Annotated in this window: 13 protein-coding genes; 12 read left to right on the top strand and 1 reads right to left on the bottom strand. The window is 67.5% G+C overall.

Annotated elements, in window-relative coordinates:
• Positions 1 to 205: 205 nt before the first annotated feature.
• A complete protein-coding gene (locus CGU34_RS00220) occupies positions 206 to 556 on the top strand; it encodes an Rv2175c family DNA-binding protein (RefSeq protein WP_036296443.1) in 351 nt (116 codons plus the stop codon).
• Between the two features lie 85 nt (positions 557 to 641).
• On the opposite strand, the gene CGU34_RS00215 is transcribed toward CGU34_RS00220, so the two are convergent.
• A complete protein-coding gene (locus CGU34_RS00215) occupies positions 642 to 1,715 on the bottom strand; it encodes a polyprenyl synthetase family protein (RefSeq protein WP_051513102.1) in 1,074 nt (357 codons plus the stop codon).
• A 68-nt stretch (positions 1,716 to 1,783) separates the two neighbouring features.
• On the opposite strand from CGU34_RS00215, the gene CGU34_RS00210 reads away from it, so the two are divergent.
• The 11 genes from CGU34_RS00210 to CGU34_RS00160 all read left to right on the top strand — a co-directional run bounded on the left by CGU34_RS00210 (position 1,784) and on the right by CGU34_RS00160 (position 14,178).
• On the top strand, positions 1,784 to 2,155 hold the full coding sequence (locus tag CGU34_RS00210) for a DUF3040 domain-containing protein (RefSeq protein WP_036296441.1): 372 nt from the start codon (positions 1,784 to 1,786) through the stop codon (positions 2,153 to 2,155).
• Between the two features lie 300 nt (positions 2,156 to 2,455).
• Positions 2,456 to 2,887, top strand: coding sequence for a division/cell wall cluster transcriptional repressor MraZ (gene mraZ, locus CGU34_RS00205; RefSeq protein WP_036296439.1), 432 nt, complete (start codon positions 2,456 to 2,458; stop codon positions 2,885 to 2,887).
• 101 nt (positions 2,888 to 2,988) lie between these two features.
• Positions 2,989 to 3,939 (top strand): 16S rRNA (cytosine(1402)-N(4))-methyltransferase RsmH, encoded by a 951-nt coding sequence (gene rsmH / locus CGU34_RS00200; RefSeq protein WP_051513100.1) that lies wholly within the window; start codon positions 2,989 to 2,991, stop codon positions 3,937 to 3,939.
• Entirely contained in the window at positions 3,936 to 4,520 is a 585-nt protein-coding gene (locus CGU34_RS00195) for a hypothetical protein (protein ID WP_100812885.1), read from the top strand. The genes rsmH and CGU34_RS00195 overlap by 4 nt, the downstream gene beginning before the upstream one ends.
• A gap of 57 nt (positions 4,521 to 4,577) precedes the next feature.
• Positions 4,578 to 6,362, top strand: a complete 1,785-nt coding sequence (locus tag CGU34_RS00190) for a peptidoglycan D,D-transpeptidase FtsI family protein (RefSeq protein ID WP_100812884.1) — start codon at positions 4,578 to 4,580, stop codon at positions 6,360 to 6,362.
• 66 nt (positions 6,363 to 6,428) lie between these two features.
• Entirely contained in the window at positions 6,429 to 7,841 is a 1,413-nt protein-coding gene (locus CGU34_RS00185) for a UDP-N-acetylmuramoyl-tripeptide--D-alanyl-D-alanine ligase (protein WP_100812883.1), read from the top strand.
• Positions 7,838 to 8,947: a phospho-N-acetylmuramoyl-pentapeptide-transferase gene (gene mraY / locus CGU34_RS00180; protein ID WP_036296431.1), complete on the top strand. Its 1,110-nt coding sequence runs from the start codon at positions 7,838 to 7,840 to the stop codon at positions 8,945 to 8,947. Before CGU34_RS00185 ends, mraY begins: the two co-directional genes overlap by 4 nt.
• Positions 8,944 to 10,566 carry a UDP-N-acetylmuramoyl-L-alanine--D-glutamate ligase gene (murD, locus tag CGU34_RS00175; protein ID WP_081766171.1) on the top strand — a complete coding sequence of 541 codons (1,623 nt, stop codon included), beginning with the start codon at positions 8,944 to 8,946 and terminating at the stop codon, positions 10,564 to 10,566. Before mraY ends, murD begins: the two co-directional genes overlap by 4 nt.
• Positions 10,517 to 11,785, top strand: coding sequence for a putative lipid II flippase FtsW (gene ftsW, locus CGU34_RS00170; protein ID WP_081766170.1), 1,269 nt, complete (start codon positions 10,517 to 10,519; stop codon positions 11,783 to 11,785). The genes murD and ftsW overlap by 50 nt, the downstream gene beginning before the upstream one ends.
• Positions 11,782 to 12,855 carry a UDP-N-acetylglucosamine--N-acetylmuramyl-(pentapeptide) pyrophosphoryl-undecaprenol N-acetylglucosamine transferase gene (locus CGU34_RS00165; RefSeq protein WP_036296429.1) on the top strand — a complete coding sequence of 358 codons (1,074 nt, stop codon included), beginning with the start codon at positions 11,782 to 11,784 and terminating at the stop codon, positions 12,853 to 12,855. The genes ftsW and CGU34_RS00165 overlap by 4 nt, the downstream gene beginning before the upstream one ends.
• 117 nt (positions 12,856 to 12,972) lie before the next feature.
• Positions 12,973 to 14,178 carry an IS30 family transposase gene (locus CGU34_RS00160; RefSeq protein ID WP_440344722.1) on the top strand — a complete coding sequence of 402 codons (1,206 nt, stop codon included), beginning with the start codon at positions 12,973 to 12,975 and terminating at the stop codon, positions 14,176 to 14,178.
• Positions 14,179 to 14,186: the final 8 nt, after the last annotated feature.

Raw genomic sequence — 14,186 nt, 5'->3', positions numbered from 1 at the left:
TTGCGCACGGATGTTTCCCCTCGATCAAACTCCTGAAACGCTGTCACGGCTGTCAACGAAAGTCAACAGAAGTGATATGTGGGGAAGATGTTGCTGATGTGACTGAAGAGGTGACGGACGCTCCTGGCCGAGTGAACGAGTCAGCCCCTACATTCAACCGGGAGCCCTCATGAAGTCACCCCCTCGGTCGTGACACACTGTCTGAGTGAGTGAGACACCCGCCTGGGCCTCCACCATCGAGTGGTTGCCCCTTCCCGCCGTCGCCCAGTTGATGGGCGAAACGCCCGGCCGCGTCCGGCGCCTACTCGATGACCACCATCTCGTCGCGATGCGCGTCGACGGTGCACTGAAGATCCCCGCGGACTTCCTGGTCGATGATCGGCCCCTGTCCTCGCTGCGCGGCACGATCATCGTGCTTCTCGATCGGGGCTTCTCGACCGACGAGGTCGTCGAGTGGCTGTTCGAGACCGAAGAGACCATGGGCGAGGCACCGATCGCGGTGCTCCGCGCTGGCCGCAAGAGCGAAGTCCGCCGCATCGCCCAGTCTTTGGGTTGACCCCGTCGCTCGGCTGAGCGCGCGATCGCCGGCCCCGGGTGACGTCTCCGCCACGCGGTTACTTACCCCGCCATGCGGTGAACGACTACGCCACGCGGTGAACGGCCGCGCGAGCGAGATCGCGGAGCGCACCGACCGAGGCGTTGTCGAGCGGAGCGCCCGAGAGGGCGCGGTCCGCTTCGCGCGTGTACGACGCGATGAGATCCTCGACCCGGTCAAGGGCTCCGCTGTCGCGGATGGTGTCCTGAAGCATCCGGACCTGGGTGTCCTCGAGGTCGGGATCGCCGAGCAATTCGTCGAGCGTGCGGCGGACGGATGCAGGGAGTTCCTGCCGCGCGAAGGCGATGAGTGCGGTGCGCTTGCCCTCACGCAGGTCATCCCCGCTCGGCTTGCCGGTTGCAGCCGAGTCGCCGAATACCCCGAGGACGTCGTCGCGCAGTTGAAAGGCCATCCCGATCGGGTGGCCGAAGTCGCGGAGCGCCTCCTGTTGCTCGGTGCTCCCGCCGCCGATCGCCGCGCCGATGAGGAGGGGCTGCTGGACCGAGTAGCGTGCGGACTTGAACGAGGCCACGTGGAGCGCCCGGCCGAGTTGCTCGGCGTCAGGGGCGGGCACGGTCTCCGCCGCGATGTCGAGGTACTGCCCGACCGTCACGTCGCGCCGCATCTCCGCGTAGCGGCGGCGTGCCGCTCGTGCGCGATCGGCGGGCGCATCGGCTATCCCCTCCTCGAAGAGGTCGTCGCTCCACGCGACAAGCAGGTCACCGGCGAGGATCGCGGAGGATCGACCGTACGCGGCGGCGTCGCCGGTCCATCCGCCGGCAAGATGGGCGCCCTCGAACGCGCGGTGCGTCGCGGGGTGTCCGCGACGCGTGTCGGAGTTGTCGATGATGTCGTCGTGCACGAGTGCTGCGGCATGGAAAACCTCGAGCGCCGCGGCCGCAGCGACGATCTCGTCGGTGCCCGTGGCATCCGTCACCGATCGCCATCCCCAGTAGCAGAAGGCTGCACGCAAACGCTTTCCGCCCTGCAGTGTCGCCGCGGAGAGCTCGAGAATCGGACGGGCGAGCGGACCGGCGTCTGCCGCCTCGTCGACGCGAGCCGAGACAAATCTCTCCAGTCGCTGTGAAACCGCTTGGATGGCGTCTGGGGAACCCTGCACGGGCCTAGCCTAGTAACCGGCGCCGCGAGTAGACTGAGGCGCAATCTTTAGAACCCAACGGGGGACCGATGCCACTCTCTGAACAGGAGCAGCGCCTTCTCGATGAGATGGAGCGCCACCTTCTGCGCAACGACGCCGATGTCGTCAGCTCGGACCGCGAGGGCCGCGCCATCAACTACCGCAATGTCACTCTGGGTGCGATCATCGTGCTCGTCGGAATCGGTGCGCTCGTGGCGGGTGTCGCCACACAGCTGATCGTCGTCGGAATCCTCGGCTTCGTCGCGATGCTCGGGGGCGTTGTCCTCGCTCTCACACCGACACGGGTCGACATCACGCGGATGCCCGCCCCGGGAAGCCCGAGTGCTCCGCGCCGCGCAACCCAGGTCAGTTTCATGGATCGTATGAACGATCGATGGGATCGGCGCCAGGACGGCCACTAGTCCTCCACCTCTCTCCACTCTTCGGGGTCGACCTTCGGGTCGGCCCCTTTTTTTGTGCGCGCTTTCGCATTCGGGTCCGAACTTCCGCGTCATTCCACGAACATCCGAGAGGAATGACGTGTCCTCGAGTGGTCCAGCGGGGGCCTTTCTCGACGATCGGGGGACCTTGTTCCTCTCGGATGTTCGGTCGTGCGGACGCTCTCACTCGTATTAGTGGTGCAAAAACGTAGGAAAGTGGAGGGAAGTGGAGTAACGTGGGGCCATACCTGAGGCGGGCCGGGCGAAGGGGGGTACACGTCGATGCTTCTCGGCACCTACACCCCCAAGCTCGACGACAAAGGACGCGTGATCCTCCCCGCGAAGTTCCGCGAAGACCTCGCCGGTGGCGTCGTCATCACCCGCGGTCAAGACCGCTGTCTCTTCGTCTTCAGCTCCGCCGAGTTCGAGCGTGTGCACGAGCGCATCCGCGAGGCGCCGCTCAGCAACAAGCAGGCTCGAGACTTTCTGCGCATGTTCCTCTCGGGCGCGAGCGCCGAGATGCCCGACTCGCAGAACCGCATCACGGTTCCCACGCACCTGCGCGCCTACGCCGGTCTGGAGAAGGAACTCGTTGTCACGGGTGTCGGCGCTCACGCCGAGATCTGGAACGCGGATGCCTGGAACTCCTACGCCGCCGCCAATGAGGAGTCGTACTCCGATCTGGAGCAGGAGGTGATCCCGGGCCTCTTCTGACGCCCCCTGGTCCTGACTCCCAGCCGCCACGCCCTGACACACTTCCCCGGTGCCAGGTCGGAGCGGATGGGGATCAGGACCCGGGGTCCGGCCCCCTCATCATGGAAACCCGAGACCGCCACACCCCTGTTCTGCTCGAGCGCTGCATCGAGCTGCTCGCCCCCGCCCTGCAGCGCCCCGGCGCCGTGCTGGTCGATGCGACCCTCGGAATGGGTGGGCACTCCGAAGCTTTCCTCGAGCGCTTTCCCGACATTCGCCTGATCGGACTCGACCGCGACACGGACGCGCTCCGGCTCGCCGGCGAACGGCTTGCCCGCTTCGGCGACCGCGTGAGCCTGGTGCACACGGTCTACGACGGCATCGCCGAAGCCGCAGCATCCGTCGGCTATAACCGGGTCGATGCGATCCTCTTCGATCTCGGCGTCTCGTCGCTGCAGCTTGACGAGTCCGACCGAGGTTTCGCGTACTCCCGGGATGCGCCGCTCGACATGCGGATGGATCAGACGGATGGCCCCACCGCCGCAGACGTCATCGCGACCTACCCCGAGGGAGCGCTTCGGGCGATCTTCGAGCGGTACGGCGAAGAGAAGCTCGCCGCCCGCTACGCACGCTTCATCGTCGCGGCCCGCGACAAAGCGCCGATCCTGCGCTCGGGTGAGCTCGTCGAGGTGCTCGTCGCCGCGACACCGGCCGCCGCCCAGCGCGCCGGGCACCCCGCGAAGCGCGTCTTCCAGGCCCTCCGGATCGAGGTCAACGAAGAACTCGTCGCCGTGGAGCGTGCCATTCCCGCGGCCCTCGAGCTTCTTGCTGTGAAGGGCCGCATCGTCGTGCTGGCCTATCAGTCGCTCGAAGACCGCATCGTCAAACGTGCCTTCGCCGATGCCTCGGCGTCGACGGCACCCTCGGGTCTGCCCGTCGAGCTTCCCGAGCACGCACCGAAGTTCCGTCTGCTCGTCAAGGGTGCGGAGCTCGCACCCGAGGACGAGCGCGAACGCAACCCGCGCGCCACCCCCGTCCGACTCCGCGCCGCAGAGAGAGCGAGGGCCGCATGAGCCTCGCAACCACCGCCCTTCCCCTCGTTCCGGGCACGGCGACGCGTCCTGAACGCAATCGCCTGCGTGCCGTTGAGGCTGCCCCCGCGCGCCGCCGCCGACCGCGGCTGGCGTATGCCATCATCGCGCTGAGCGGCGCTGTCGCCATCGCGGCGGCGCAGATGGGAATCTCGATCGCGATGACCCAGGGCGTCTACGAAGAGCAGGCACTGACCCAGCAGGTGAAAGCGCTGCAGCACGAGAGTCAGTCGCTGAACCAGCAGCTCGTCGGGTTGAGTTCGCCTCAATACCTGGCCGCGAACGCTTCTGCGCTGGGCATGGTCATCAACGAGGCCCCCTCATACCTCCGCCTCTCCGACGGCGCGATCCTCGGCAGCGGTGCAGCCGCGCCGTGGCAGTCGACCGTCGATGCGATCGGACGCGGAAGCGTGGCGAACTCGCTCGTTGCGACGGCGCCTCTCGTCACCGCCCCCGACGCGACGATCGAGGGTCTGCCCGAGGACCCGGTCGCACCGACCGACGCGGTCGTCACCAGTCCACCCGCTCTTTCCGAGGGGCTGCCCGCCCCCCAGACCCGCTGACACCGAGACTGACACCGAGAATTCCGGAATCGACATACGAAACGCGGCGACCCACATATGACTACACGCACCACACGTTCCCCCCGCCGCCGCACCGTGGTCGCCCTTGCGGTCGTCCTCTCGATCCTCGGGGTGTTCGTCGTGCGTCTGGTCGACATCCAGGTCGTCAACGCGGACGACCACCGTGCCGACTCGGCCGGCGTCGGGATGGTGGCGAGCAACAAGCTCGAGGCAGCGCGTGGCACGATCGTCGATGAAACCGGGGCGGTGCTCGCGGGCAACACGATGCTGTACGACGCGCAGGTCGACCCGCAGAACATCCTCAACCAGGAGTTCAGCGATGGCCGCACCGTGGAGCAGGTCTGGCCCGAACAGGCGGCGCAGATCGCTGCGATCACCGGTCAGACTCCCGAAGAGGTGCAGCAGATTGTCGCGGATGCGCTCGCTGCCAACGCCGACTCGCAGTGGGCGCAGATCGCGACGAAGCTCAGCACCGACCAGTATCAGGCCCTCGTCGCCCTCGACCTGCCGTTCCTGACCACGTCCGAGCATCCGTCTCGTACCTATCCCGATGGGGCCGTCGGCGGCAATCTCCTGGGATTCGTCGGGTCCGACGGCGAAGCGCTCGCGGGTCTGGAGCTCTCCGAAGATGACTGCCTGTCAGGTGTGGACGGTGCGCAGTCGTACGAGCGGGGAAAGGATGGCGTGGTCATCCCGGGCACCCTCGATGAGACGCCCGCCGAGGACGGCGGAACGTTGCAGCTGACGATCAACCGTGACCTGCAGTGGTACCTGCAACAGATGGTGGCCGAAGAGGTCCAGAACCAGCAGGCGAACTACGGCACCGCATTCGTCCTCGAGGTCGAAACGGGCAAGATCCGCGCGGCCGCCGAGTACCCGACGGTCGACCCCAACGATGTCAACGCGTCCGCCGAGAGCGATCGCAGCAGCCGCATCTTCACGTACGAGTTCGAGCCCGGCTCGACCTTCAAGCCCGTGACGGCCGCGACGATCATCGATTCCGCGGGGGTCACGCCGCTCACCCCGACGCTTCCGGCATCGGGCCGCGAGACGCTCCCGGGCGACATCACGGTCAACGACGTCTTCTCGCACCCGTCGTACAACTACACGATGACGGGCGCGCTCGTCGACTCCTCGAACGTGGCTCTGTCCAAGTTCGGCACACTGGTGTCGGACGACGTGCGTCACGACTACCTGGAGCGTTTCGGTGTCGGCGAGAAGACCGAGGTCGACTTTCCCGGCGAGCGCACGGGCATCCTGCACGACGCTCCCTGGGACCAGGCATCCCACTACACGACCACCTTCGGCCAGTCCTTCACGGTCACCGTCCCGCAGGTCGCCAGCGTCTATCAGACGATCGCGAACGACGGCGTACGGATGCCTCTGAGCCTCGTTGAGTCGTGCACCACGGCCTCGGGAGAGGTCATCGAGCCCGACCTCGGGGAGCCCGAACAGGTCATCTCGTCCGAGACCGCGGCCGACGTCACGCTCATGCTCGAGAACGTGTTCCAGCAGGTCACGAACCACAAAGTGCTCGCGATCGATGGCTACCGGATGGCGACCAAGTCGGGTACGGCAGAGAAGGCGAACGAAGACGGCAGCGGGTACAAGCAGGGCATCTTCTACACGACGCTGGCCGGTTTCGCGCCGGCGGACGACCCGAAGTACGTGGTGATCTTCACGCTCGACGAGCCGAAGAAGAATAGGATGTCTTCGGCCAATGCCGCCGGTTTCCAGAAGGCGATGACCCAGGTCTTGAAGACCTATCGGGTACTTCCGTCCAGCACGCCGGGGCCCGAGATCCTGCCCAAGTACCAGTAATCCTGCCCACGCACCGATATTGTCGCGCGGGCGCCGCCCACAGCCCACTGTCCAGGGAGAGTGTCCATGATCGCGCTGACGTATGCCGAGATCGCCCGAGTCACCGGGGGCGATCTGCGTACGGCCGGATCTGACACCCCCGAGTCGGTCGTCGAGGGAACGGTCGAGACCGACTCCCGACTGATCGAGCCGGGGGGCATCTTCGCCGCCAAGCCCGGTGCCGAGACCGACGGGCACCTGTTCGTCGGCACGGCGCAGGACCGCGGGGCCGTGCTGGCCCTCGTCGAACACTCGGTCGACATCCCGATGACGCAGGTCGTCGTGCCGAGCGTCGTCGGTGCCCTGGCGGATCTGGCCCGACACGTCGTCGCGTCGGTCCGCGAGCGCGGCGATCTCACGGTCGTCGGCATCACGGGATCGAACGGTAAGACGACCACCAAGAACCTGGTCGCCCGCATTCTGCGCGACGAGGGCGAGACCGTCTGGCCCCACGCATCCTTCAACAATGAGGTCGGTGCCCCCCTGACGATGCTGCGCGTGACCGACAGCACGCGGTATCTCGTGTGTGAGTTCGGTGCGAGCGCGCCGGGCGAGATCGCCCGCCTCGCGGGGCTCGTCACGCCCGACATCGGCGTCGTGCTGATGGTCGGCATGGCGCACGCCGGAGGGTTCGGCGGCATCGAGGCGACCGTCGCCGCCAAGTCCGAGCTGGTCCAGGCGGTGCGAGCGGGGGGCACGGCCGTGCTGAACGCCGACGATCCGCGCGTTGCCGGGATGGCGACGATCGCCCGCGACCGCGAGGTCGACGTCGTGTGGTTCGGACGCGGGGCGAACGCCGACGTATGGGCCGACGACATCCAGGTGTCCGCCGACGGCACGACGTGTGACGTGAGTGCCGGGGGAGTCACGGTACCGCTGCGACTGCGCGTTCTCGGCGAGCACTTCGTCCCCAACGCCCTCGCCGCGATCGCGGTCGCGACGCGTATCGGGGTGCCGCTGCGCACGTGCGTCGAGCGGCTCGAGACGGTCGAACTCGCGGAGCGCTGGCGGATGCAGCCGCTCGGCAACGACCGCGTGCGCATCATCAACGATGCCTACAACGCCAGCCCGGATTCGATGTCCGCCGCTCTGCGGACCCTCGCGCAGATCACCGGCCCGGGCCAGCGCACGGTCGCCGTGCTCGGTGCGATGAGCGAGCTCGGCGAGTACGCCGACGACGAGCACGACCGCGTCGGGCTCCTGGCGGTGCGGCTGGGGATCCAACGGATCGTCGTCGTCGGCACCGAGGCGCGGCGCATGTTCCTCGAGGCCATCGCGCAGGGCTCGTGGGACGGCGAGGCCGTCTTCTTCCCGGACGCGGATGCCGCCTACGACTATCTGTCGGGGGAGTTGCGCGACGGCGACCGCGTGCTGGTGAAGTCGTCCAACGCGGCGGGGCTCCGGCACCTCGGCGATCGTCTGGGAGAATCGTTCTCGTGAGATCCCTTCTGACGGCGGCAGCGATCTCTCTGGCGTTCACGCTCTTTCTCACGCCCGTCTTCATCCGGCTGTTCCGCAAGTGGGGCTGGGGCCAGGTCATCCGCACGCCCGAGGCGATCGAGAACCCGAGCCACGGGCAGAAGCGCGGCACCCCCACGATGGGCGGCCTGATCTTCATCGTCGGCACCATCGTCGGGTATCTGATCGGCGGGTTCACGGGCGGCAACCCTCCGACGATCTCGGGTCTGCTCGTCATCTGGATGATGATCGGGTTCGGCGCGGTCGGTTTCATCGACGACTACATGAAGGTCCGCAGCCAGCGCAGCCTCGGGCTGTCGGGGTGGCGCAAGATCGTCGGCCAGGTACTGGTCGCGGTGCCCTTCGGCATCGTCGCCCTCAACTTCCCGAACGCGTGGGACCAGACTCCGGCGTCGGCGTATGTCTCGCTGTTCCGGGACATCCCGGTGCTGTCGTTCATGGCGTTGGGTCCGGTGATCGGCTGGATCCTGTACCTCACGTGGCTCTCGCTGATCGGCGTCGCGACGTCGAACAGCGTCAACGTGTCGGACGGGCTGGACGGTCTCGCCGCGGGCGCGGGGATCTTCGTCGTCGGTGCGTACAGCCTGATCGCCTTCTGGCAGTTCCAACAGGTCTGCACCGGCGAGGGGCCGACCCCGGCCGTCCTGGCGGCCTGTTACGACACGCCGAACTCGTTCGATCTGGCCATCGTCTCGGCCTCCTTCGTGGGCGCGCTCGTCGGCTTCCTGTGGTGGAACGCGCCGACCGCGAAGCTCTTCATGGGCGACGTCGGGTCCATGTCGATCGGTGGCGTCATCGCCGCGATGGCCATCCTGACGCGCACCGAGTTGCTCGTCGTGCTGGTCGCCGGCGTCTACGTCATCGCGTCGGGTTCGGTCATTCTGCAGCGCGCGTACTTCAAGGCGACGCGTGGCAAGCGGCTGTTCCTGATGAGCCCGCTGCACCACCACCTCGAGATGCGCGGCTGGTCCGAGGTCACGATCGTCGTGCGCATGTGGATCATCGCCGGGATGCTCGCCGTGTCGGGCATCGGCCTGTTCTACGTCGAGTGGCTGACGCGGGCATGAGCGCCCCGCTCGCCGAGCTCACCAGCTGGAACGCCGACTGGAAGGGCCTTCGGGTCGTCGTCCTGGGCCTCGCCCAGACCGGATTCTCGGTCGCCGACACCCTCACCGAGCTCGGCGCGGAGGTCCTCGTCGCGACCGAGTCGGCGGCCGAGGAGTACGCCAGCCTGCTACCGGTGATCGGGGCCGAGCTGCACGTGGGTCCGCTCGGCGCCGTGCCCGACCGCATCGTCGAGTTCGCGCCCGACGTGATCGTGGCGTCGCCCGGGTTCGCGCCGGGACACCCCGTCGTGCGGTGGGCCCTCGAGACATCCGTCCCGCTCTGGGGCGACATCGAACTCGCGTGGCGGGTGCGCGACAAGGTTGCGCGGCCGGACGGCTCGCCCGCCGACTGGATCCTGATCACCGGGACGAACGGCAAGACCACGACGACCCGACTGGCCGCGACGATGCTCGTCGAGGGCGGTCTGCGCGCCGCGCCCTGCGGAAACATCGGGGTGCCCGTACTCGACGCGATCCGCGACCCCGCCGGGTTCGACGCGCTCGTCGTCGAACTCTCGAGTCACCAGCTCTGGTATTTGTCCCTGGCCGAGCCGGAGGGACAGCCTTTCCCGCTCGCGTCGGTGTGCCTGAACCTCGCCGACGACCACCTTGAGTGGCACGGATCCTTCGACGCGTATCGCCGGGCGAAGGGCGTCGTCTACCGCAACACCCGCGTCGCCTGCGTCTACAACAAGGCCGATATCGCGACGCGAGAGATGGTCGAGGACGCCGAGGTCGTCGAGGGTGCACGGGCGATCGGGTTCGACCTGGGCGTGCCGGGACCGAGCGACGTCGGCATCGTCGACGGCATCCTCGTCGACCGGGCCTTCCTCGACGAGCGCCGATCGAGCGCTCTCGAGCTCACGACCCTCGAACGTCTCGCGACGGTCGGATTGATCGCGCCGCACATCGTCGCCAACATCCTGGCAGCGGCGGCCCTCGCGCGCGCCGCGGGAGTCGAGCCGGCCGCCATCCGTGACGCGCTGGACACGTTCCGTCTCGACCCGCATCGGATCGAGGTCATCGCGCACCATGCCGGTGTGACCTGGGTGGACGATTCGAAGGCGACGAACCCGCACGCCGCGGCATCCTCACTCTCGGCCTATCCCGGAGCGATCTGGGTCGTCGGGGGTCTGCTGAAGGGCGTCGACATCGGGCCGCTCGTCGCGGGGCGGGGGAGCGCGGTCAAGGCGGCGATCGTGATCGGACGTCTGCGCGATGACGTGGTCGCGGCATTCGCGCGACACGCCCCGGACGTGCCCGTGTTCGAGGTGGAGCACGGTGAGACTGAAGAGGTCATGAGGCGTGTCGTCCAGCGGGCGGCGGGTATCGCGACGTCGGGAGACGTCGTGCTCCTCGCTCCGGCTTCGGCATCCTTCGACCAGTTCAGCGGGTACGCCGAGCGGGGCACGCGCTTCGCGGACGCGGTTCGCGAGCACGTCGGGGGACTCGATTCCGCGCATGACGACACGGAATCCGAACGGGACAGCACGAATCCCGACCGGGACGAAGCGCAGGCAGGGGAGACGGATGGCGACTCGGACGCCGACACGCCCCCCGCGGGCGGCGCAACAGCCTGACGACGCGCCCCCACCCCGAGGACTCGCGGCGCGGGTTTCGCTCGGACGCGTATTCGCTCCCGTACCGAGCGAGTTCCTCCTCATCGCATCGACCGCTCTGCTGCTGACCGGCTTCGGGCTGGTCATGGTGCTATCGGCCACGACCGCGTCCGCGACAGCCGAGGGTCAGAGCCCCTTCGAATCGCTGATCAAACAGGGTGTGTTCGCCGTCATCGGCATCCCCCTGATGTTCGTGGCATCGCGCTTCCCGGTCAGGTTCTGGAAGAAGATCGCCTGGCCCTTGCTCGGATTCGCGACGCTCTTCCAACTGCTCGTCTTCGTTCCCGGACTCGGCGTCGAGATCCTCGGAAACCGCAACTGGATTTCCATCGGAGGGCAGACCGTCCAGCCATCCGAGTTCCTCAAGCTCTCGCTCGCCCTCTGGGTCGCGTACGTCCTCTACCGCAAACAGACCCTCTTGGGTCTCTGGCGCCACGTCTTCATCCCGCTCGTCCCGGTCTCGGCGGCGGTCATCGCGACCGTCATGGCGGGGCACGACCTGGGAACAGCGATGATCCTGGTGCTGATCGTGCTCGGTGGACTGTTCTTCTCGGGAGTGCGGCTGCGCATCTTCCTCTTGCCGCTCATCGGTGCAGCGGCCTACGTGGCCTACATGGCGGTCGCGAGCCCCAACCGCATGCGCCGCATCATGAGCTTCATGAACGAGGACTGCGACTACTTCAACGACTGCTACCAGGCCATGCACGGCGTGTTCGGTTTGGCCGGCGGCGGGATCTTCGGGCTGGGTCTCGGCAACTCCAAAGAGAAGTACGGGTGGCTGCCCGCCCGCGCCAACGACTACATCTTCGCGATCGTAGGTGAAGAGGTCGGTCTCATCGGTTGCATCGTGATCCTCGGGCTCTTCACGCTGTTCGCGGTCGGTGCTTTCCACGTCATCCGCAAGACCGACGACCCGTTCATCCGGATCGCTTCGGGCGGCATCACGATCTGGATCGTCGGGCAGGCGCTCATCAACATCGGTGTCGTGCTGCGCATCTTCCCCGTTCTCGGTGTGCCCTTGCCGTTCATGTCGCAGGGCGGAACGGCTCTGCTCTCGGTGCTGATGGCCTGCGGTGTCTTGCTGTCGTTCGCTCGGACACTGCCGACGTCGGCTCCGACCGTCCGCACCGGCATCCGTGGCGGGGCGACCGCGGCCCGTCGAGGTAAAGTCTCGGCGTGACGACCTATCTTCTGGCCGGCGGGGGAACCGCGGGCCATGTCAATCCGCTGTTGGCGGTCGCGGACGGACTACGTGCCCGGGATCCCGAGGCGCGGATTCTGGTGCTGGGCACGAAGGAGGGGCTCGAGGCGCGCCTCGTGCCCGACCGCGGCTACGAGTTGCTGACGATCGAACGTCTGCCGTTCCCGCGCCGGCCCGATCGTGCGGCCATCGGCTTTCCGGCCCGCTTTCGGAGGGCGGTCGGACACGTGCGGCGGGTCATCCGCGATCGGGATGTTTCGGTCGTTGTCGGGTTCGGAGGCTACGCGTCGGCTCCGGCCTACGTCGCGGCGCGCCGCTCGGGCACGCCCTTCGTCGTGCACGAGGCGAACGCGCGCCCGGGTCTGGCGAACGTGCTCGGCGCACGAAGCGCGTCGGGAGTCGGCGTCGCCTTCGCCGGGACACCGCTGCGGCGCTCCCGCGTCGTCGGGATGCCGCTGCGTCGCGAGATCGTCGACCTCGACCGGTCGGCACTGCGTGACGAGGCCGCGGCGCACTTCGGCCTCGACCCCGCACGTCCGACCCTGCTGGTGTTCGGCGGGTCGCTCGGTGCGCTGAGGCTGAACGAGGCGTTCGCGGGTTCGTACGCCGATGTGCTCGCCGCGGGGTATCAGCTCGTGCACGTGACGGGAGAGCGGTCGGACTGGTCCGACCCGGGTGTGCCCGGGTATGTCGTGAAGAAGTACGAGGACCGGATGGATCTCGCCTTCGCGCTGGCCGATGTCATCGTCTCGCGGGCCGGCGCCGCGACGGTCAGCGAGATCAGCGCCCTCGGCATCCCCGCCGTCTACGTTCCCTACGCGGTCGGCAACGGCGAGCAGCGCCTGAACGCGGCGTCTGCGGTTGCCGCGGGTGCGGCCGTGCTGATCGACGACGCGTCGTTCACGGCCGACCGGGTGCGCGCGGAGGTGGTTCCGCTGTTGGGCGATGCCGCCCGACTCGACGCGATGCGTGCGGCCGCGGCATCCGTCGGCTCGCGCCGAGGCACGGAAGACCTGATCGCTCTGATCGACGAGGCCCTCGCGCGCTGAGTCCGCGCCCTGGGGCTCGAACTGTCACAGAACGCTCGATCCGAGCGGGCGGTTTCAGGTTCTTAGCGCAACGCCTTCATGGAGGAGGGTGTTGTGTCGAGGAAGGTTCCGTGGGCGATGCGCGCGGAGGCGGTTCGCGGCCTGATTGCTGGTCGCTCGGCGCTCGAGTTCGCGCCGACGCTGGGTGTCAGCATGAGCGTGGTGAAGTTGTGGGCCAGGCTCGCGGGCGTGGAACTGATGATGGGTCGAGGCGGTGGTGCGCGGCCGATGCCGATGGATGCCGTGATCGGTGAGGGTGGTGATCGCGAGTATCGGCGCCTCACGCTGGCGGACCGATCGCTTATCCAGGCGGGTCTGGCGATGCGTCCGCCGCTGTCGGTTCGACGGATCGCGGCGGAGCTCGGGGTGTCGGCCTCGACGGTCTCTCGCGAGATCCGCGCGCACCAGGTGCAGCACTGGGAGACGCGTCATTATGACGCGCGTATCGCGCATTATCGGGCGTTAGCGGCGCGGCCGCGGTCTCGGCCGGGAAAGCTGGAACAGCCCGCGGTGCGAGCGGCGGTCGTGTCACGCTTGAACGACAAGTACTCGCCGCAACAGGTCGCGGGCGAGTTGAAGCTGCTGTTTCCCGATAACCCGGAGATGCACGTGTCGCACGAGACGATCTACCAGGCGCTCTACGTGCAAGGCAAGGGCGCGTTACGACACGAGCTGACGGTTGAGAAGGCGTTGCGGTCCGGACGAACAACACGGGTCCCGCAGTCGAAGCTGCCGCGCCGGTCCAGTCGCCCCTGGCTGGACGGGGCACGACTGACCGATCGTCCCGCTGAAGTCGAGGACCGGGCGGTGCCAGGGCATTGGGAAGGCGATCTCGTCGTTGGGCCCGGCAACTCCGGGATCGTGACACTTGTCGAACGCAAGCACAGGTTCACGCTCTTGGGCCGGCTGCCGGGGCAGCGCGACAGCAAGACCGTCACCGACGTGCTTGCCAGCATGATCGCGGAACTCCCCGCGACGCTGACTCGCACGATCACGTGGGACCAAGGCGCAGAGATGGCCGAGCACGCCGCGTTCACGATCGCCAGCGACTGCAAGGTGTTCTTCTGCGACCCCCACTCGCCCTGGCAGCGAGGCACGAACGAGAACACGAACGGCCTGATCCGTGACTTCTACCCCAAGGGCACGAACTTCAACGAGGTCACCGACGACGACCTTGCCGAGACACAGCGGCTGCTGAACATCCGACCACGCCGCACCTTGGGCTACCGGAAACCAGCTGACATGATCAACGAACTGATCAACGGTGTTGCACTAGCCACCTGAAACCGCCG

The organism is Microbacterium lacus, assembly GCF_002812805.1.
Taxonomy (GTDB): Bacteria; Actinomycetota; Actinomycetes; order Actinomycetales; family Microbacteriaceae; genus Microbacterium; species Microbacterium lacus_A.
The sequence above is the reverse complement of the archived record's forward strand: the minus strand, read 5'-3'. Positions and strand labels throughout refer to the sequence as shown.